Source organism: Roseobacter sp. FCG-D35 (assembly GCF_033436665.1).
Taxonomy (GTDB): domain Bacteria; phylum Pseudomonadota; class Alphaproteobacteria; order Rhodobacterales; family Rhodobacteraceae; genus JAWQFO01.
The window spans coordinates 1-19,872 of record NZ_JAWQFO010000016.1 but is presented as its reverse complement, the minus strand read 5'-3'; the positions used below and the strand labels follow the sequence as shown (position 1 = coordinate 19,872).

At 63.8% G+C, this 19,872-nt stretch carries 15 protein-coding genes and 1 tRNA gene; all 16 read right to left on the bottom strand.

Annotation, left to right across the window (positions count from 1 at the left end; genetic code table 11):
* Nucleotides 1-160: 160 nt before the first annotated feature.
* Nucleotides 161-2,284: an elongation factor G gene (fusA, locus tag R5H30_RS21610; protein WP_318330845.1), complete on the bottom strand. Its 2,124-nt coding sequence runs from the start codon at nucleotides 2,282-2,284 to the stop codon at nucleotides 161-163.
* Nucleotides 2,285-2,389: 105 nt separating this feature from the next.
* Nucleotides 2,390-2,860, bottom strand: coding sequence for a 30S ribosomal protein S7 (rpsG, locus tag R5H30_RS21605; protein WP_318330844.1), 471 nt, complete (start codon nucleotides 2,858-2,860; stop codon nucleotides 2,390-2,392).
* Between the two features lie 12 nt (nucleotides 2,861-2,872).
* Nucleotides 2,873-3,244 carry a 30S ribosomal protein S12 gene (rpsL, locus tag R5H30_RS21600; protein WP_005980675.1) on the bottom strand — a complete coding sequence of 124 codons (372 nt, stop codon included), beginning with the start codon at nucleotides 3,242-3,244 and terminating at the stop codon, nucleotides 2,873-2,875.
* Nucleotides 3,245-3,595: 351 nt separating this feature from the next.
* Nucleotides 3,596-4,522, bottom strand: a complete 927-nt coding sequence (locus R5H30_RS21595) for a DMT family transporter (protein WP_318330843.1) — start codon at nucleotides 4,520-4,522, stop codon at nucleotides 3,596-3,598.
* A 168-nt stretch (nucleotides 4,523-4,690) separates the two neighbouring features.
* Nucleotides 4,691-8,935, bottom strand: coding sequence for a DNA-directed RNA polymerase subunit beta' (rpoC, locus tag R5H30_RS21590; RefSeq protein ID WP_318330842.1), 4,245 nt, complete (start codon nucleotides 8,933-8,935; stop codon nucleotides 4,691-4,693).
* Nucleotides 8,936-9,010: 75 nt separating this feature from the next.
* On the bottom strand, nucleotides 9,011-13,144 hold the full coding sequence (gene rpoB, locus R5H30_RS21585) for a DNA-directed RNA polymerase subunit beta (RefSeq protein ID WP_318330841.1): 4,134 nt from the start codon (nucleotides 13,142-13,144) through the stop codon (nucleotides 9,011-9,013).
* 283 nt (nucleotides 13,145-13,427) lie between these two features.
* Nucleotides 13,428-13,805: a 50S ribosomal protein L7/L12 gene (rplL, locus tag R5H30_RS21580; RefSeq protein ID WP_318330840.1), complete on the bottom strand. Its 378-nt coding sequence runs from the start codon at nucleotides 13,803-13,805 to the stop codon at nucleotides 13,428-13,430.
* 71 nt (nucleotides 13,806-13,876) lie between these two features.
* Entirely contained in the window at nucleotides 13,877-14,392 is a 516-nt protein-coding gene (gene rplJ, locus R5H30_RS21575; RefSeq protein WP_318330839.1) for a 50S ribosomal protein L10, read from the bottom strand.
* 267 nt (nucleotides 14,393-14,659) lie between these two features.
* Nucleotides 14,660-15,358, bottom strand: coding sequence for a 50S ribosomal protein L1 (gene rplA, locus R5H30_RS21570; RefSeq protein WP_318330838.1), 699 nt, complete (start codon nucleotides 15,356-15,358; stop codon nucleotides 14,660-14,662).
* Between the two features lies 1 nt (nucleotide 15,359).
* On the bottom strand, nucleotides 15,360-15,785 hold the full coding sequence (gene rplK, locus R5H30_RS21565) for a 50S ribosomal protein L11 (RefSeq protein WP_318330837.1): 426 nt from the start codon (nucleotides 15,783-15,785) through the stop codon (nucleotides 15,360-15,362).
* Between the two features lie 146 nt (nucleotides 15,786-15,931).
* Nucleotides 15,932-16,465: a transcription termination/antitermination protein NusG gene (gene nusG / locus R5H30_RS21560; protein WP_318330836.1), complete on the bottom strand. Its 534-nt coding sequence runs from the start codon at nucleotides 16,463-16,465 to the stop codon at nucleotides 15,932-15,934.
* 207 nt (nucleotides 16,466-16,672) lie between these two features.
* The gene (gene secE, locus R5H30_RS21555; protein ID WP_318330835.1) at nucleotides 16,673-16,870 is read right to left on the bottom strand and encodes a preprotein translocase subunit SecE; all 198 of its coding nucleotides are present in this window, start codon (nucleotides 16,868-16,870) and stop codon (nucleotides 16,673-16,675) included.
* 92 nt (nucleotides 16,871-16,962) lie between these two features.
* Nucleotides 16,963-17,865, bottom strand: a complete 903-nt coding sequence (locus R5H30_RS21550; RefSeq protein ID WP_318330834.1) for a hypothetical protein — start codon at nucleotides 17,863-17,865, stop codon at nucleotides 16,963-16,965.
* 62 nt (nucleotides 17,866-17,927) lie between these two features.
* The gene (locus R5H30_RS21545; RefSeq protein ID WP_318330833.1) at nucleotides 17,928-18,635 is read right to left on the bottom strand and encodes a CmcI family methyltransferase; all 708 of its coding nucleotides are present in this window, start codon (nucleotides 18,633-18,635) and stop codon (nucleotides 17,928-17,930) included.
* Between the two features lie 158 nt (nucleotides 18,636-18,793).
* Nucleotides 18,794-18,869: transfer RNA gene (locus R5H30_RS21540), tRNA-Trp, on the bottom strand.
* Nucleotides 18,870-18,997: 128 nt separating this feature from the next.
* Nucleotides 18,998-19,669, bottom strand: a complete 672-nt coding sequence (locus R5H30_RS21535; RefSeq protein WP_318330832.1) for a CatB-related O-acetyltransferase — start codon at nucleotides 19,667-19,669, stop codon at nucleotides 18,998-19,000.
* Nucleotides 19,670-19,872: the final 203 nt, after the last annotated feature.

Sequence of the window (19,872 nt, the reverse complement as noted above, 5' to 3'; positions counted from 1 at the left end):
GTGGTCAACGTGACCGATCGTCCCGATGTTCACGTGCGGTTTCGTGCGTTCAAACTTTGCCTTGGCCATGTCTGATGTCCTTTGTCAGCAGTGTTTCTTTTCTGGCCCTCGGGCCAATTTCCTGGGTGGCGCCCCGTCGGAACGGGGCGCCGATGTTGCATCAGGCGAACTTGGCCTGGATCTCGTCCGAGATGTTCTGCGGCACCGGCTCGTAGTGGTCGAACTGCATGGTGAAGTTCGCACGACCCGAGGACATCGACCGCAGGGTGTTGATGTAGCCGAACATGTTGGCCAGCGGCACGAAGGCGTCGATCGCGATCGCGTTGCCGCGCGTGTCCTGCCCCTGAACCTGGCCGCGACGCGAGGTCAGGTCGCCGATGATGCCGCCGGTGTACTCTTCCGGGGTCACGACCTCGACCTTCATGATCGGCTCGAGCAGCTTGGCGCCGGCCTTCTTCATGCCTTCGCGCATACCCATGCGGGCCGCGATCTCGAACGCCAGAACGCTGGAGTCCACGTCGTGGAACTTGCCGTCGATCAGCGCCACCTTGAAGTCGATGACCGGGAAGCCCGCCAACGGACCGGAGTCCATGACCGACTTGATGCCCTTCTCGACGCCGGGGATGTATTCCTTCGGAACCGCGCCACCAACGATGCGGCTTTCGAAGGAGTAGCCTTCGCCCGGCTCGGTCGGGGTGATGATCATCTTCACTTCGGCGAACTGGCCCGAACCGCCCGACTGCTTCTTGTGGGTGTAGGTGATCTCGGCTTCGCGCGAAACGGTCTCGCGATAGGCCACCTGCGGCGCACCGATGTTGGCCTCGACCTTGAACTCGCGCTTGAGGCGGTCGACGAGGATGTCGAGGTGCAGTTCGCCCATGCCCTTCATGATGGTCTGGCCCGACTCGAGGTCGGTCTCGACGCGGAAGGACGGGTCCTCGGCGGCAAGACGCGCGAGGCCTGCGGACATCTTCTCCTGGTCGGCCTTGGTCTTGGGCTCGACGGCGATCTCGATCACCGGGTCCGGGAAGGTCATGGTTTCCAGGACGACCGGATCGTTCTGCGCGCAGAGCGTGTCACCGGTGGTGGTGTCCTTCAGACCCGCCAGTGCGATGATGTCGCCCGCGAAGGCTTCGTCGATCTCGTCGCGGTTGTTCGAGTGCATCATCATCATCCGACCGACGCGCTCTTTCTTGCCCTTGGTCGAGTTCAGGATGCTGTCGCCCTTGCGCATCACGCCCGAGTAGATCCGGGTGAAGGTCAGCGAGCCGACGAACGGGTCGTTCATGATCTTGAACGCAAGACCGGCGAACGGCATGTCGTCATCGGCGCGGCGCGCGATGTTGCGGGTCTCGGTCTCGTCGCCCGGCTTGAAGCCCATGTAGTCGACCACGTCGAGCGGGCTCGGCAGGTAGTCGATCACGGCGTTGAGCAGCGGCTGCACGCCCTTGTTCTTGAACGCCGAGCCACAGAGAACCGGGATGAACTTGATGGCCAGCGTGCCCTTGCGGATCAGCTTACGCAGCGTGTCGGTGTCCGGCTCTTCGCCTTCGAGGTAGGCTTCCATCGCGTCGTCGTCCATTTCGACGGCGTTCTCGATGAGGTTGGCGCGCCACTCGTCGGCCAGGTCCTTGAGGCTGTCGCGGATCGGCTGCTTGACCCAGGACGCACCGAGGTCCTCGCCCTGCCAGACCCACTCTTCCATGGTGATCAGGTCGATGATGCCTTCGAGCTCGTTCTCGGCGCCGATCGGGATCTGGATCGGGGCCGGGGTGGCACCGGTGCGATCCTTGATCATGCGCACGCAGTTAAAGAAGTCGGCGCCGATCTTGTCCATCTTGTTGACGAAGACGATGCGCGGAACTTTGTAGCGGTCGGCCTGGCGCCAGACGGTCTCGGTCTGCGGCTCGACACCGGCGTTGGCGTCGAGAACGGCAACGGCACCGTCGAGCACGGCAAGCGAACGCTCGACCTCGATGGTGAAGTCGACGTGGCCCGGCGTGTCGATGATGTTCATGCGGTACTTGGTGTCGGAGGTGCCGTCCTTGGTCGGCTCTTCCTGACGCTGCCAGAAGGTCGTGGTCGCAGCGGATGTGATGGTGATGCCACGCTCCTGCTCCTGCTCCATCCAGTCCATCGTGGCCGCACCATCGTGCACCTCGCCGATGTTGTGGGACTTGCCGGTGTAGAACAGGATCCGTTCGCTGCAGGTCGTTTTACCTGCGTCGATATGGGCCATGATGCCGAAATTGCGGTAGCGCTGTAGCGGATATTCGCGTGCCATTGGGCTGCTTCCTCGAAAGTATGCGTCAGTGTTGCCGGGCCATGATGGCCCTTGAAAGCGACGGGCCGCCCCATGCGGCCCATCCGGAAAGGCAACCTGAACGGGTTACCAGCGGTAGTGGCTGAACGCCTTGTTGGCGTCGGCCATCTTGTGGGTGTCTTCGCGCTTCTTGACCGCGGTGCCGCGGTTCTGAACGGCGTCCAGAAGCTCGCCCGCGAGGCGCTCTTCCATGGTGTTCTCGTTGCGGGCGCGCGAGGCCTTGATCAGCCAGCGGATGGCCAGCGCCTCACGGCGCTCGGGACGCACTTCGACCGGCACCTGGTAGGTGGCACCACCAACCCGGCGCGAGCGAACCTCGACCGACGGCTTGATGTTGTCGAGCGCTTCGTGGAACACCTCGATCGGTGCGCGCTTGATCTTGTCTTCCACGCGGGTCATCGCGTTGTAGACGATCCGTTCTGCGACCGACTTCTTGCCGTCGATCATCAGGTTGTTCATGAATTTGGTCAGGACCAGATCGCCATACTTGGCGTCCGGCAGGACTTCGCGCTTCTCGGCGGCGTGACGACGGGACATCTTGGTCTCTCCTTATTTCGGACGCTTGGCGCCGTACTTCGAACGGCGCTGCTTGCGGTCTTTCACGCCCTGAGTGTCGAGCACGCCGCGCAGGATGTGGTAACGCACACCCGGAAGGTCTTTCACCCGGCCGCCACGGATCAGGACGACGGAGTGTTCCTGAAGGTTGTGGCTCTCGCCCGGGATATAGGAGATGACCTCGTAGCCATTGGTCAGGCGCACCTTGGCGACCTTCCGCATGGCCGAGTTCGGCTTCTTCGGCGTCGTGGTGTACACGCGGGTGCAGACGCCACGCTTTTGCGGGCACTGCTCCAGGTGCATGGACTTCGAGCGTTTGACTTTCGGCTGCCGCGGCTTGCGGATCAGCTGCTGGATCGTTGGCATTCCGGTTCTTTCCCCGTGTTGCTCACATATGTGTGCACGAGGTCGAACCCCATGCGGTTGATACAAAGGTCCGCGTTGCGCGTCCGCAAAGCGAAAAAACCGCAACCGTTTCCGTACCGAGGAAACGACGCGGTGGGCATTCAGAGGATCGGGCCAGCATTAGGCCGGATCGTGACCACTACAGTTCAGATTTCGGAGCGTGAGACGTACCCCACCCCCGAGATAGCGCGCGTATAAGGGGAGTCGCAGACGGTGTCAACAGCACCTCCCGGCCGGTCCGTAGCGTCACGAGCCCCTGTGGACGCCGTCACGAAATCCGGTCCTGTCACGCACCGATTTGCGCCACGTGGCTCAATCCGCCGCCACCTTGCGCTCGCGGTAGAGCGTGAAGAGACCGGTGGCCACGATGATCGCAGCGCCCAGCATGGTCAGCGGCGCGGGCCAGTCGCCGAAGATCACCCAGCCCAGCAGCAGCGCCCAGAGCAGGCTGGTGTAGCGGAACGGCGCGATGAAGGCGACATCGCCGCTGCGCATGACCTGCACGCTGCAGAAGTACCCGCCGACGACGAACAGAGCCGACCCCGCGATCAGCGCCGCGTTGACCGAGCCCACCGGCGACCAGGGCGTGGTGGCAGAGGCGAGACCGGCACAGACGGTCACAGTGATCGAAGCGGCAAGCGTCACGGTCATCGAGGGCACGCCGGGCGACAGGCGACGCGCGCAGAGATCCCGCACGGTCACGCTGAGCACGGCCAGAAGGGCGTAGATCGACCAGATGCTGAACCCCTCGGGACCGGGCCGCAGGATCAGCAGCATACCGCAGAAGCCGACGAGGATCGCCGTCCAGCGCTTCCAGCCGACGGGTTCGTTGAAGAACAGCGCCGAGGCCAGCGTCACCGTCAGCGGCAAAGCCTGCAGGACGGCCGAGACGTTGGCCAGCGGCATCTGCATCAGCGCCGAGAGAAAGAAATAGGCCGCCGCGACTTCCGACAGACTGCGCAGGGCGATCAGACGTCGGTCGCCGGGCGGCACGGCGGCACGCAGCGACCCGCGCAACCGCGCCATCGCGTAGATCAGCACCGAGGCGATCACGCCGCGGATGAAGAGCAGCTGGAACAGCGGCACCTCGCCCGCCGTCGCCTTCACCATCGCGTCGTTGATCGTGAAGCAGGCCATCGAGGCCATCATCAGCAGCGCGCCCGCCGTGTTCGGCGACAGGCCCGTCCCGTGCGATGTTTGGGCCGCGCGCCGGGTATTGAACTGGGTTCTGGGAAGCACGTCCGAAGTCCTTCGAGCGATCCCGCCGGTTCGGACGGGTTGCCGGATGGATGGCGTGTCGCGCCGGAAGTTGCAAGCCGCGACACCCGCGCCATGTCGCCGGAGCGCAGAAAAAAGCCCCCCGCACCGGCTGGTGCGGGGGGGCTTATCTGTTCACTCAGACTGCGATCAATCGCGGCTGTCGTCGTCCAGCGTCACCGTTTCGAAGGCGTCGTTGCCCGAGGACAGGTCGTCCTCGGTCGGCGCGGCCAGAGCGGCAGCCGCCTCGGCCTCTTCGCGGCGCGCGTCGATCACAACGTTGTCGCGGTCCTGGGCCACGCGACGCACCTTCATGGTCGCGCCACCGGTGCCCGCCGGGATCAATCGGCCGACGATGACGTTCTCCTTGAGCCCGACCAGGCGATCCACCTTGCCCTGCACCGATGCCTCGGTGAGCACGCGGGTGGTTTCCTGGAAGGACGCAGCCGAGATGAAGCTGCGGGTCTGCAGCGACGCCTTGGTGATGCCCAGCAGGATCGGTTCGCCCTGCGCGGGACGACCGCCCTTGGCGACCGCCTTCTCGTTGGCCTGGTCGAATTCCTGCTTGTCGACGTGTTCGCCCTTGAGAAGCGTCGTGTCGCCGCTCTCCTGGACTTCCCACTTCTGCAGCATTTGCCGGACGATGACCTCGATGTGCTTGTCGTTGATCTTCACGCCCTGCAGACGATAGACGTCCTGCACCTCGTCGATCATGTAGTCGGCCAGCGCTTCGACACCCATGATGGCAAGGATGTCATGCGGCGCGGGGTTGCCGTCCATGATGAAGTCGCCCTTCTGAACGAAGTCGCCTTCGGCCACCGGGATGTGCTTGCCCTTGGGCACCATGTACTCGATCTTGAGATCCGGGTCTTCCGAGCTCTCGATCGCGATACGGCGCTTGTTCTTGTAGTCCTTGCCGTACCGGACGTACCCGTCGATTTCCGCGATGATGGCGTGATCCTTCGGGCGACGCGCCTCGAAAAGTTCCGCCACCCGCGGCAGACCGCCGGTGATGTCCTTGGTCTTCGCACCTTCGCGCGGGATCCGCGCGACGACGTCGCCGGCCTTGATGTCCTGGCCGTCTTCGACCGACAGGATCGCGTCCACAGACATCGGGTAGGTGACCGGGTTGCCCTGCTCGTTGCGCACCGGCTCGCCCTCGCCATCCACCAGGATGATCTCGGGCTTGAGCTCGTTGCCCTTCGGAGCCGCACGCCAGTCGATCACGATCTTCTGGGTCATGCCGGTGGCTTCGTCGGTCTCGTCCTTGACCGCGATCCCCGACACGAGGTCCACGAACCGCGTCGTCCCCGATTTCTCGGTGATGATCGGCAGCGTGTAGGGGTCCCACTCGAAGAGTTTGTCGCCGCGCTCGACCTTCTGACCCTCGGTCACGAACAGCTTGGTGCCGTAACCGATCTTGTGGCTCGACCGCTCCTGCCCGTTCTCGTCGTTGATCAACAGCTTCATGTTGCGGCCGATCACGAGGATCTCGCCCGACGCGTTCTCGATGGTCTGCGCATTCTCGTAGACCACGGTGCCGGCGGCACTGGCCTCGAGGAAGGACTGCTGGCCACCCTGTGCGACGCCGCCGATGTGGAAGGTCCGCATCGTCAGCTGGGTGCCGGGTTCACCGATGGACTGGGCCGCGATGATGCCCACGGCCTCGCCCTGGTTGACCAGCGTGCCGCGTGCGAGGTCACGCCCATAGCACATCGCGCAAACGCCTTCCTCGGCCTCGCAGGTCAGCGGCGACCGGATCCGCGCCGACTGCACGCCGGCCTCCTCGATCGCGTCTGCCATGCGTTCGTCGACCAGCGACCCGGCCGAGACCATCACCTCGTCCGAGCCCGGACGCAGGATGTCCTCTGCCACGACCCGCCCCAGCATCCGCTCGGAGAGCGAGGCCACGACTTCGCCGTCGTTGACCGCAGCCGAGGCCACGATCGAGGTCTCGGTGCCGCAGTCGTGCATGCGCACGATGCAGTCCTGTGCCACGTCGACGAGACGGCGCGTCAGGTAGCCCGAGTTCGCGGTCTTGAGCGCGGTGTCCGACAGACCCTTCCGGGCGCCGTGGGTGGAGTTGAAGTACTCGAGCACCGTCAGGCCTTCCTTGAAGTTCGAGATGATCGGCGTCTCGATGATATCGCCGTTCGGCTTGGCCATCAGGCCGCGCATCCCACCGAGCTGTTTCATCTGCGTGACCGAGCCCCGCGCACCGGAATGCGCCATCATGTAGACCGAGTTCGGCTCGGTTTCTGCACCGGCGTCGTCCTTGGTCTTGGCCGAGATCGCGTCCATCATGGCCTGGGTCACCTTGTCGTTACACTTCGACCAGGCGTCCACGACCTTGTTGTACTTCTCGCCCTGGGTGATCAGGCCGTCCATGTACTGCTGTTCGAAATCCTTCACCTGCTCGCGCGTCTCTTCGACGATCGGCCATTTGGTGTCGGGGATCAGCATGTCGTCCTTGCCGAAGGAAATCCCGGCCTTGAACGCCTCGCGGAAGCCCATCGTCATGATCTGGTCGCAGAAGATCACCGATTCCTTCTGGCCGCAGTAGCGGTAGACGGTGTCGATGACCTGCTGCACTTCCTTCTTGCGCAGCAGACGGTTCACCAGGTCGAACGGTGCCTTGGCGTTGAGCGGCAGCAGCGCACCCAGACGTACCCGGCCGGGCGTCGTCTCGTAACGCTTGGTGACCTCGTTGCCTTCGTCGTCGATCTGCAGGATCCGCGCGGTGATCTTGGTGTGCAGGTGCACGGTCCCGGAATCGAGTGCGTGCTGCACCTCCTCGACCGAGGAGAAGACCATGCCTTCGCCGGGCATGCCTTCACGCTCGAGCGTGGTGTAGTAGAGACCGAGGATCATGTCCTGCGACGGCACGATGATCGGCGCGCCGTTGGCCGGCGACAGAACGTTGTTCGTCGACATCATCAGGACGCGCGCCTCGAGTTGCGCCTCGAGCGAGAGCGGCACGTGCACGGCCATCTGGTCGCCGTCGAAGTCGGCGTTGAAGGCCGAGCAGACCAGCGGGTGCAGCTGGATCGCCTTGCCTTCGATCAGCGTGGGCTCGAAGGCCTGGATCCCGAGACGGTGCAGAGTCGGTGCGCGGTTCAGCATCACCGGGTGCTCGCGGATCACCTCGTCGAGGATGTCCCAGACTTCCGGACGCTCCTTCTCGACCAGCTTTTTGGCCTGCTTGACCGTGCTCGACAGCCCCTTGGCCTCGAGCCGCGAATAGATGAACGGCTTGAAAAGCTCGAGCGCCATCTTCTTCGGCAGACCGCACTGGTGCAGCTTGAGCTCGGGACCGGTCACGATGACCGAACGGCCCGAGAAGTCCACGCGCTTGCCGAGCAGGTTCTGGCGGAACCGGCCCTGCTTGCCCTTGAGCATGTCCGACAGCGACTTCAGCGGGCGCTTGTTGGCGCCGGTGATGACGCGGCCGCGGCGGCCGTTGTCGAACAGCGCGTCGACCGATTCCTGCAGCATCCGCTTCTCGTTGCGCACGATGATGTCAGGTGCGCGCAGCTCGATGAGCCGCTTGAGACGGTTGTTCCGGTTGATCACCCGGCGGTAGAGATCGTTGAGGTCCGACGTCGCGAACCGGCCACCGTCGAGCGGGACCAGGGGGCGCAGTTCCGGCGGGATAACCGGAATGACGGTCATCACCATCCACTCCGGGCGGTTGCCGGATTCGAGGAAGGATTCGACGACTTTCAGACGCTTGATGATCTTCTTGGGCTTCAGTTCCCCGGTCGCTTCGGCCAGATCGGCGCGCAGCTGCTCAGCCTCGGCCTCGAGGTCGATGGCCGACAGCATCTCGCGGATCGCCTCGGCGCCGATGTTCGCAGTGAACGCGTCCATGCCATAGGCGTCCTGGGCGTCCATGTACTCTTCTTCGGTCAGCATCTGGCCGTATTGCAGGTCGGTGAGACCCGGCTCGATGACGACGTAGTTTTCGAAGTAGAGCACGCGTTCCAGGTCGCGCAGGGTCATGTCCAGCATCAGGCCGATGCGCGAGGGCAGCGACTTGAGGAACCAGATATGCGCCACCGGCGAGGCCAGCTCGATGTGGCCCATGCGCTCGCGCCGGACCTTCTGCAGCGTGACTTCCACGCCGCACTTCTCGCAGACGACGCCGCGGTACTTCATGCGCTTGTACTTGCCGCACAGACACTCGTAGTCCTTGATCGGCCCGAAGATACGCGCGCAGAAAAGGCCGTCACGCTCGGGTTTGAACGTACGGTAGTTGATCGTCTCGGGCTTCTTGATCTCGCCGAACGACCAGCTCAGGATCCGCTCGGGCGAGGCCAGCGAGACCTTGATCTCGTCGAAGACCTTCGGCGGCGTGAGCGGGTTGAACGGGTTGTTTGTCAGTTCCTGGTTCATTTTCAAATCCTTGAAAGGGGAGCGTTGGAAGACGGGAACGGCGGGGCGGCTTTCGCACGCCCCGCGCGGTTTCCGTTATTCGTCTTCCTCGGCATCCAGGAGTTCCATGTTCAGGCCGAGGCCGCGCACTTCCTTGACGAGCACGTTGAAGCTCTCGGGAATGCCCGCTTCGAAGTTGTCCTCGCCCTTGACGATGCTTTCGTAGACTTTCGTCCGTCCCGCCACGTCGTCCGACTTCACGGTCAGCATTTCCTGCAGGGTGTAGGCGGCACCGTAAGCTTCGAGAGCCCAGACCTCCATTTCCCCGAAACGCTGGCCGCCGAACTGCGCCTTGCCGCCCAGCGGCTGCTGGGTCACGAGGCTGTAGGGGCCCGTGGAACGCGCGTGGATCTTGTCGTCCACCAGGTGGTGCAGCTTCAGCAGGTACTTCACGCCAACCGTGACCGGGCGCGCGAACTGCTCGCCGGTGCGGCCGTCGAAGAGGATCGACTGCCCCGAGACGTCGAAGCCGGCCCGCTTGAGCGCGTCGTCCACGTCCGACTCCTTGGCGCCGTCAAAGACCGGCGTCGCGATCGGCACGCCGCGCGTGACGTTGTCCGCCGCTTCCACGAGCACCTCTTCGTCCATGCCGCTGAGGCCTTCCTCGTAGACATCGTCGCCATAGGCATGCTGCAGCGCCTCGCGCACCGGGGTCAGATCCCCCGAGCGACGGAACTCCTGCAGCGCGTCGTCGACCTTGAGACCGAGACCGCGCGCGGCCCAGCCCATGTGGGTCTCGAGGATCTGCCCGACGTTCATGCGCGACGGCACGCCCAGCGGGTTAAGACAGAAGTCGACCGGCGTGCCGTCCGCGAGGAACGGCATGTCCTCCATCGGGACCACCTTCGAGATCACGCCCTTGTTGCCGTGACGTCCGGCCATCTTGTCGCCCGGCTGCAGCTTGCGCTTCACCGCGACGAAGACCTTGACCATCTTCATCACGCCCGGCGGCAGGTCGTCGCCCCGGCGCACCTTCTCGACCTTGTCCTCGAAGCGGTTGTTGAGCGCGCGCTTCTGGATCTCGTACTGCTCGTTCAGGGCCTCGACCACCTGGGCGTCGGCCTCGTCCTTGAGCGCGAGCTGCCACCACTGGCCGCGGCTCAGGCTCTCGAGCAGGTCCTCGGTGATCTCGGAGTTCGCCTTGACGCCCTTGGGGCCTTTCACGGCGGTCTTGCCGAGGATCATCGACTTGAGACGCGCATAGATGTTGCGATCGAGGATCGCGAGTTCGTCGTCCCTGTCACGGGCCAGACGCTCGACCTCTTCCCGCTCGATCTGCAGCGCACGCTCGTCCTTGTCGACGCCGTGGCGGTTGAAGACGCGGACCTCGACGACCGTGCCGAAATCGCCCGGCTTCACCCGCAGCGACGTGTCGCGCACGTCCGAGGCCTTTTCGCCGAAGATGGCGCGCAGAAGCTTCTCTTCCGGCGTCATCGGGCTTTCGCCTTTCGGGGTGATCTTGCCCACGAGGATGTCGCCCGGCTCGACGTCGGCGCCGATGTACACGATGCCCGCCTCGTCGAGGTTGCGCAGCGCTTCCTCACCGACGTTGGGGATGTCGCGGGTGATCTCTTCCGGCCCGAGCTTGGTGTCACGGGCGGCGACCTCGAATTCCTCGATGTGGATCGAGGTGAAGACGTCGTCACGCGCGATGCGCTCGGAAATCAGGATCGAGTCCTCGTAGTTGTAGCCGTTCCACGGCATGAAGGCGACGATGACGTTCTTGCCGAGCGCCAGTTCCCCCATGTCGGTCGACGGACCGTCGGCCACGACCTGGCCCTTCACCACCGTATCGCCCACTTTCACCAGCGGACGCTGGTTGATGCAGGTGTTCTGGTTGGAACGCTGGAACTTGCGCATGCGGTAGATGTCGACGCCCGCATCGCCCAGCTCGAGGTCCTCGGTGGCCCGGATCACGATCCGCTGGGCATCGACTTGGTCGATGATCCCGCCGCGGCGCGCCATGATGGCCGCACCCGAGTCGCGTGCCACGACTTCCTCGATCCCGGTGCCGACCAGCGGCGCCTCGGCCTGCAACAGCGGAACCGCCTGGCGTTGCATGTTCGAGCCCATCAGCGCGCGGTTGGCGTCGTCGTTCTCGAGGAACGGGATCAGCGAGGCCGCCACCGAGACCAGCTGCTTCGGCGACACGTCGATCAGGTCGACGCTTTCGCGCGGCGCAAGCGTGTAGTCGCCCGACTGCCGGGTCGAGACGAGATCGTTGATGAACCGCCCTTCGGCGTCCAGCGTCGCGTTGGCCTGCGCCACCGTGTGCCGCATTTCCTCGGTCGCGGACATGTAGTGGACCTCGTCGGTCACCTGCGCGTTCTCGACCTTGCGGTAGGGCGTTTCGATGAAGCCGTACTTGTTCACCCGCGCAAAGGTCGCGAGGCTGTTGATCAGGCCGATGTTCGGGCCTTCCGGTGTCTCGATCGGGCACATCCGACCGTAGTGGGTCGGGTGCACGTCGCGCACCTCGAAGCCCGCGCGTTCGCGCGTCAGGCCGCCCGGCCCGAGCGCCGAGAGGCGCCGCTTATGGGTGACTTCCGACAGCGGGTTGGTCTGGTCCATGAACTGCGACAGCTGGCTCGAGCCGAAGAACTCGCGCACCGCGGCCGCCGCCGGCTTTGCGTTGATCAGGTCCTGCGGCATCACCGTGTCGATCTCGACCGAGGACATCCGCTCCTTGATCGCGCGCTCCATCCGCAGCAGGCCGACGCGGTACTGGTTCTCCATCAGCTCGCCGACAGACCGTACCCGGCGGTTGCCGAGGTGGTCGATGTCGTCGATTTCGCCACGCCCGTCACGCAGGTCGACCAGCGCCTTCACGCAGGCCACGATGTCCTCGCGGCGCAGCGTGCGCATGGTATCCGGCGCGTCGAGGTCGAGACGCATGTTCATCTTCACACGGCCCACGGCCGAGAGATCATAGCGCTCGGCGTCGAAGAACAGCGTATCGAAGAGCGCGGAAGCCGCCTCGACGGTGGGCGGCTCGCCCGGGCGCATGACGCGGTAGATGTCCATGAGCGCGGTTTCGCGGTTCATGTTCTTGTCCTGCGCCATGGTGTTGCGCATGTACGGACCGACATTGACGTTGTCGATGTCGAGCACCGGGATCTCGGTCACGCCCGCGTCGAGCAATTCCTTGGCCGAACCGCCGATCAGCGTACCGTCGCGGTCGTATTCCAGCGTCAGCTCGTCCCCGGCCTCGACATAGATCGCGCCGGTTTCCTCGTTGATGATGTCCTTGGCCGCGAACTTGCCCACGATGTGCTCGAAGGGCAGCAGAAGCTCGGTGACCTTGCCTTCGTCGATCAGTTGCTTGACCGCGCGCGGCGTGACCTTCTTGCCCTTCTCGAACAGGACTTCGCCGGTCTTGGCGTCGACCAGGTCGTACGTCGGACGGGTGCCGCGCACACGCTCGGGGAAGAACGGGGCGACCCAGCCCTTGTCCTTGTGCGTGTAAGTCACGGTCTTGTAGTAGGCGTCCATGATCGCTTCCTGGTCCATGCCGAGGGCATAGAGCAGGGTCGTCACCGGCAGCTTCCGGCGGCGGTCGATGCGCGCGAAAACGATGTCCTTGGCGTCGAACTCGAAGTCGAGCCAGGAACCGCGATAGGGGATGATCCGGCAGGCAAAGAGAAGCTTGCCCGAGGAGTGGGTCTTGCCCTTGTCATGGTCGAAGAACACGCCCGGGCTGCGGTGCATCTGGGAAACGATGACCCGCTCGGTGCCGTTGACCACGAAGGTGCCGTTCGGGGTCATCAGGGGCATGTCGCCCATGAATACGTCCTGCTCCTTGATGTCCTTGACGGACTTGGCGCCGGTGTCCTCGTCGACATCGAACACGATCAGGCGCAGGGTGACCTTCAGCGGCGCCGAATAGGTCATGTCGCGCTGCTGGCATTCCTCGACGTCGTACTTCGGCTTCTCAAGCTCGTACTTCACGTACTCAAGCACCGAGGTCTCGTTGAAATCCTTGATCGGAAAGACCGACTGGAAAACGCCGGCAATGCCTTCGCCGTCGGTCGGCACTTCGGCGTCCCCGGAGTTCAGGAACAGGTCGTAGGAAGATTTCTGGACCTCGATGAGGTTCGGCATCTCCAGCACTTCGCGGATCTTGCCGTAGTACTTGCGAAGACGTTTCTGGCCAAGGTAGGATTGCGCCATGTCAGGTGTCACCTTTCAGAGTTCTCACCGGTCAGGTCTGCCGTCGGGCCACGGCGTCCTGCCCATACGAGACGATGCGTTCCGGTCCATTCGTGGCCACCGTCCCACCGGCGGCCTCCCGACCTTCGAACCACATCCTGGAAAAGGTCCTTCGCGAAGGGCCCTTGCCAAGACATGCTAGGCTGGACCCGGAATTCCCGGATCCAGCCTCGATTTTTGGGGCGGGGCGGATGCCAGGCATGCACCCTGCACGGACCTGCGGGCCCGTGCCCCTGCCGCCGGCTTACGCCAGCTCGACCTCGGCGCCAGCTGCTTCCAGCTTGCCCTTGATCTCTTCCGCTTCGGCCTTGTCGACGCCTTCCTTGATCTTGCCGCCGGCTTCGACCAGGTCCTTGGCTTCTTTAAGGCCCAGACCGGTGATTCCGCGCACTTCCTTGATCACGTTGATCTTGGACGCGCCGGCGTTCTTCAGAACGACGTCGAATTCGGTCTTCTCTTCCTCTGCGGCACCTGCGGCGTCGCCGGCCGGGCCGGCCATCATCACTGCGCCGCCTGCTGCGGGCTCGATGCCGTACTCGTCCTTGAGGATGGTTTTCAGTTCTTGTGCTTCCAGCAGGGTCAGACCGACGATCTCTTCTGCCAGTTTCTTCAGATCAGCCATGTTCAGCTCTTTCCGTTACGATATGTGTGTTCCAACGTCCGTGTTCAACCAGACGCCGGCTTGACGTTGCTTCAGGCAGCCGCCTTGTCCTCGATGGTGGACAAGATGGATGCGATGTTGCTTGCAGGGGCGCCAATGGCTCCGGCAATGTTCGAGGCAGGTGCGCCGATCATGCCTGCGATGGTAGCGATAAGCTCCTCGCGCGACGGCATTTTCGACACGGACTCGACACCGGCCGGATCCAACGCGTTCTCACCCATCGCACCGCCGAGAATCTCGAATTTCGAGTTCTCTTTGGCGTAGTCCTGGGCCACCTTGGCTGCTGCCACGGGGTCCTCGGAGAAGGTCAGAACGGTCATACCCGTCAGAAGTTCGGCGATGCTTGCGCATGGCTTCCCCTCAAGGGCGATCTTGGCGAGCCTGTTTTTGGCAACACGCACGGCTCCGCCCGCGGCGCGTGCGCGCGCGCGGAGATCCTGCATCTCGGCAACTGTCAGACCGGCGTAGTGGCTGACCACTACGACGCCAGAGCTTTCAAAGATCTGGCCGAGTTCATCGACCAGCTGTTCTTTCTGGGCTCTATCCACAGTTTCACTCCAAAAGTGGGGCGCTTGCGCAACCCCGGCTCAGTTTGATTCCGAAGCGAACTTCGAAACCGTTCGGGTCCAATTCAGGGTCCCGGTCCAAAACCGCCCGAAGGTCGGAATTTTCGCGTTTCCCATCTCGGGAAGGAATTATGAGACTTGCGCCTCACCCTCCGTCTCGGACAGAGGCAGGGTCTTCCGATCCTGCCCATCCGGCAAGCGAACCTGCCGGATTTCGTGTGCGCGGCGGGGTCGACCCGCCGCGCAAATTCATTCGGTCGCGGCGTTCTCGACCGAAACGCTGACGCCCGGACCCATGGTCGAGGACAGCGAGATTTTCTTCATGTAGGTGCCTTTAGCACCCGTCGGTTTGGCCTTGGCCACGGCCGAGATGAAGGCGCGGATGTTCTCGACCAGCTTGGCCTCGTCGAAGGACACTTTGCCGACGCCGGCGTGCACGACACCGGCTTTCTCTGCCTTGAACTGGACCTCACCGCCCTTGGCGGCGGCGACGGCCTGGGCCACGTCCATGGTAACCGTGCCGACCTTGGGGTTCGGCATCAGGTTGCGCGGGCCCAGCACCTTGCCGAGACGGCCGACGATCGGCATCATGTCCGGCGTGGCGATGCAGCGATCGAACTCGATCTTGCCGCCCTGAACGGTCTCCATCAGATCCTCGGCCCCGACGATATCCGCACCGGCTTCCTTGGCCTCGTCAGCCTTGGCGCCACGGGCGAACACGGCGACGCGCACCGTCTTGCCGGTGCCGTTCGGCAGACCGACCACGCCGCGCACCATCTGGTCCGCGTGGCGCGGATCGACGCCGAGGTTCATCGCGATTTCCATGGTCTCGTCGAACTTGACGTTCGACTGCGACTTGATGAGCGACACCGCGTCCTCGACCGACAGGTTTTCCTTGCCTTCGAACGCTTCACGCTGCGCCTTTGCGCGCTTTCCCAACTTACCCATCTTACCGTACCTCGATGCCCATGGACCGGGCCGAGCCCAGGATGATCTGCATTGCGCCTTCGATGTCGTTGGCGTTGAGATCCTTCATTTTCGCTTCGGCGATCTCGCGGACCTGTGCCGCGGTCACAGTGCCGATGGTTTCGCGGCTCGGCGTCTTGGCGCCGCTCTTCACCTTGGCCGCCTTCTTCAGGTAGTAGGACGCCGGCGGCGTCTTGATGTCCATCGTGAAGGACTTGTCCTGATAGTAGGTGATCACGGTCGGGCAAGGCGCGCCCGGCTCCATTTCCTGCGTCTTGGCGTTGAAAGCCTTGCAGAATTCCATAATGTTGATGCCGCGCTGACCGAGAGCGGGGCCCACGGGGGGCGACGGATTGGCCTGTCCGGCCGGAACTTGCAGCTTCAGGCTGCCGACTTTTTTCTTGGCCATTGGCCATCTCCTTTTCTCAACACCGCACCGGCGCGCCGGCTTGGCCTTTTCGGCAGGTCCGCGACCTGCCCGTGTTGCCGTGGTCCGGTCCGGGTGCCGCGGCCCCCTTGCCTCCCACGTCCTGCCGGGTCACCCCGGCGCTCGCCTCAGGCCTGTTTGTTGACCTGGGTGAATTCCAACTCGACCGGCGTCTCGCGGCCGAAGATCGAAACCGACACCTTCAGGCGCTGGTTGTCCTCGTCGACTTCCTCGATCATGCCGTCGAAGTCCTCGAACGGACCGTCGGCCACCTTGACCTTCTCGCCCACCTCGAAGTGGATGAGCGTGCGCGGGGCTTCTTCGCCTTCCTGAACCCGGTTCAGAATCGCGTTCACCTCGGCATCGCGCATCGGCATCGGCCGCCCCTGCGGTCCGAGAAAGCCGGTCACGCGGTTAATCGAGTTAACGAGATGATAGCCCTGGTCGGACATTTCCATATGCACCAGCACGTAGCCGGGCATGAAGCGCCGCTCGGTCGTCACCTTCTTGCCGCGCCGCACCTCGATCACCTCTTCGGTGGGCACCAGCACCTCGTCGATCTGCTCTTCAAGTCCCTGCTCGGCCACCGAGGCCTTGATTTGTTCCGCGATCTTCTTCTCGAAGTTCGACAGGACAGAGACCGAATACCAGCGTTTTGCCATTTGAACCTAGGTTCCCGTCTTGCAGCGCGGGCCGAGCCCACACCAAATTCTGCTCATTTATCAGACACTTGGCCCGCCGAGACTGAACAAAAAATCGGCGCGCAACACGAATCGCCGCACGCCCCTGCTCAGGTCAGGTGTGCGGCTTACTCCGCGATGCCCGATGTTTCAAGGGGGTCGGGGCGATTTTCGCCCCAGCAGCCATGCCTAGCCGAAGAAGCCCAGCAGCGCCTGCAGCCCGCCACGTATGATGATGTCGACCGTCGCGAAGAACACCGCTGTCAGCGCGGCGAGGATGAAGACCATAACCGTCGTCAGCATGACCTCGCGCCGGGTCGGCCAGACGACCTTCGAGACCTCGGTACGGACCTGCTGGATGAACTGAAGCGGATTGGTCGTCGCCATGGATAGATGTCCTGCGGTTTCGCGGTTCAGGCCACATAACCGCCCCGCCGCCCGAATTCAAGGCCGGATCTGGCGCGCCGTGCGTTGTGCGATCAGGCCGAGAAGGCGGTCTCGTCGCGCAGCCGGTCGAGCCGCGAGGACACGGCCGCCTCGTGTCGGGCGTCGGCCTGGCTGATTGCGACGAAATCCGGCATGTAGAGATCTTCCACCCAGCGCTCCGGCAGGTGGTCGAGCACGACGTCCCAGCGCATCGCAATGGCATCGAGCTTGCGTCGCAGCAGTTGTGCGCGGGCCGGGCGGGTGCGGCCGATGCGGTTGATGATCGACAGGACCGATGCCCAGAAGCGATCGGACCCGAGCGTCAGCAGCGTCCAGCCGATCGCTACGATCGATACGACGACGAGAAAGAGCGTAAGCCACGGCTTGATGATCGCGATGAACAACAGCGCGGCCCAGATGACCCGCCGGGCCTGCGGCGGCTGGAGGTCTCGGATCCTCTGCAGCAAGCGCATCCGTCGGCCGGCCTCGGGATGCGAACGAAACCCGGCGTTTGTTTCGTCTTGAACGGCGGGCGACGGCCGGTCCGCCACCGGACGGCTCGAAACCGCAGTCTCGGCCGATGGTGTCCGGATGTCGTTTCCTGGCCCGCCGGCGCCGCGTTTCTCGAAATGCTTTTCGCGCACGATCGCCGCGACCTTTTGGATCGCTTCGGGGTCAGGCGCTTTCGGGCGCCGGGAGGTTTTCGGCGCCACGGGTTCTTCCGCGATAAGCTTGCGGATCGCGAGCAGATCGGCATCCGTCGAAATCTTCACCTGCTGCGTGTCTGTGTCCTTCATGCGTTCCCCCCGGGTCGGTCCAATCCTGAGCGCTCGGACGATGACGACGATCGTGCGCCGGGAATCCGGCCACAGATGGGAATCAATGTGGCATTTTGCGGATCCCGGCCTGGCCGGGAAACAATCGCGCGCCCGTTCGGTGACCGTTCCGCGCCGCAACCGGTGCGTGTCCGTCCCGGGACACCGGCGACCGAGGGGGCGATACTCCGGCCGCCGCGGCTTCAGGCCGCCCCGGAGCTCCGCCGCAGAAATCCGTTGGTGCACCAGGTCATGTTGTTGCCGAAGTAGTCGCAATACTCGGCATCCACTTCGTAGATTTCTGGGTGCGCGGCGGTGTATTCGTAGATGGCCCGGTTCGGCCCGCCTTCGATCTTCCAGGCATTGCCCGTGGTATCGGCCAGCCCGTCCTCCATGCAGAGGTAGTCACCTTCCTGGAGGATCGGCGCGAAGAATTCGAGCACCTTGAGACATGTGATGTACTGGTGGTCGGCGTCCTCGATCACCATCCACGGGCGCGGCAACCGTGCGATCACCTCCGGTGTCAGCGTTTCCTCCAGCTTGCGCCCGTTGCCGTGCACGAACTCGATCCGGTCGTCGGAAACCTCCTCACGCTGCTCGACATCGATGCAGTAGAGCCTGGTTCCCAGACCCATCGCGTCGGCCTGGTCGGCGAACCAGAGCGCGCTGCCGCCGAACTTGTAACCGATCTCGATGATTGTTTTCGGTTTCAGATCCCACATCAGGCGGCTGTAGATCGCGAGGTCGAAGGGATTCTTGTTACACATGACCCCCTTCCAATAGTGATGCATTGTGCCGCGCTGGATGCGGTTGATGACCTGGTCGGGTGCATCGATCATCTGCGATCTGCGCTGATCCCACAGCAGTTTAGGCTTGAATTTCTGAAACGACTGGGGGCGGTAAACGCGCATGAAGGTCTCCGAGATTTGCGGCGGTCTGCTCGGACACAGGTAATCCTCGGCGGACCCGGCATAGTCAAGGCCCGCACGACCCACCAGTCACGGCGTGATCCCTATTCCCCACGCCATTTCGCGGAAGCGCGTCGATATCGAACGTGTTCTGGTGGATATGGCAGGGGCTGAGGGACTCGAACCCACGACCCTCGGTTTTGGAGACCGATGCTCTACCGACTGAGCTAAACCCCTGTACCGCGGGATGGCGTAGTCGCAAACGGGTTCGGGTTCAAGGGGAATCCTGCCGGAACCCAGGCAATTCCCGCCGCTCGTCGCCACGCGCGGCGAGCGGCGCAATGCCGCGACCCGAAGCGCGCTGCTCAGCTTGCCGCAGCGCGTTCAAGGGCGTCGATATCCGCGCCGGCAATCTCGGCCTCGCAGGCCAGGATGTGCGCGATCGGCCAGTCCCACCACTGCAGACGGCACAACCGCTGGATGACATGCTCCGGAAAACGCAGGCGCAGGATACGGGCCGGGTTGCCGGCGACGACCGCGTAGTCGGGAACCGCACCGGCGACCACTGCACCGGCGCCGACGATGACCCCGTCCCCCAGTCGCGCGCCCGGCAGGATGCGCGCGCCCTGCCCGATCCAGACGTCGTTTCCCACGATCGTATCCGCGCCCGGCCCCGGCATCGACGGGCGGTCGGCCATGTCGCCGCCACCGAACACGGCAAAAGGAAACGTCGAGATCCCGTCATGGCGATGGTTGGCCGAGGCGGTGATGAAGACGGCCCCGTCGGCTATCTGGCAGAAACGCCCGATGACCAGGCGCTCGGGCGAAAAGTCGTAGAGGTAGGGTGCCAGATGCGCTGCCCAGTCCTCGGGCGGGTGATGGGCGCTGGCGTAGGTGTAATCGCCGACGACGATGCGCGGATGGGCGACTACGGCCGAAAGAAACACCGTGCCGGCATGCTGAGTCCCGTCCGGCAAGGCTATTGGGTGGCGCGTGTCCGGCGTCGGAAAGGCAGGGATGTCGCGCGGGTTGGTCATCTGGTCTCCGGCACGTCTGAACGAGGGATACGGGCGTTCGCCCGCTGATAGCAGCCCGCCTGCAAATGCAGAAGGGCCGCCCGGTCGGGCGGCCCTTCGCTGATCTTCCGGCCCAGTCTGACGCCGGCCGTGAAAGCCCGCGGGCTTACTTGGTGATCTTGGAGACGACGCCGGCGCCGACGGTGCGGCCGCCTTCGCGGATG

Coding starts and splice junctions, on each gene's coding strand:
- rpoB (WP_318330841.1), bottom strand. CDS start 13,144: ATGGCGCAATCCTACCTTGGCCAGAAACGTCTTCGCAAGTACTACGGC.
- secE (WP_318330835.1), bottom strand. CDS start 16,870: ATGGCGACGACCAATCCGCTTCAGTTCATCCAGCAGGTCCGTACCGAG.
- rplK (WP_318330837.1), bottom strand. CDS start 15,785: ATGGCCAAGAAAAAAGTCGGCAGCCTGAAGCTGCAAGTTCCGGCCGGA.
- rpoC (WP_318330842.1), bottom strand. CDS start 8,935: ATGAACCAGGAACTGACAAACAACCCGTTCAACCCGCTCACGCCGCCG.
- rpsL (WP_005980675.1), bottom strand. CDS start 3,244: ATGCCAACGATCCAGCAGCTGATCCGCAAGCCGCGGCAGCCGAAAGTC.
- rplL (WP_318330840.1), bottom strand. CDS start 13,805: ATGGCTGATCTGAAGAAACTGGCAGAAGAGATCGTCGGTCTGACCCTG.
- R5H30_RS21535 (WP_318330832.1), bottom strand. CDS start 19,669: ATGACCAACCCGCGCGACATCCCTGCCTTTCCGACGCCGGACACGCGC.
- rplA (WP_318330838.1), bottom strand. CDS start 15,358: ATGGGTAAGTTGGGAAAGCGCGCAAAGGCGCAGCGTGAAGCGTTCGAA.
- R5H30_RS21545 (WP_318330833.1), bottom strand. CDS start 18,635: ATGCGCGTTTACCGCCCCCAGTCGTTTCAGAAATTCAAGCCTAAACTG.
- rpsG (WP_318330844.1), bottom strand. CDS start 2,860: ATGTCCCGTCGTCACGCCGCCGAGAAGCGCGAAGTCCTGCCGGACGCC.
- fusA (WP_318330845.1), bottom strand. CDS start 2,284: ATGGCACGCGAATATCCGCTACAGCGCTACCGCAATTTCGGCATCATG.
- nusG (WP_318330836.1), bottom strand. CDS start 16,465: ATGGCAAAACGCTGGTATTCGGTCTCTGTCCTGTCGAACTTCGAGAAG.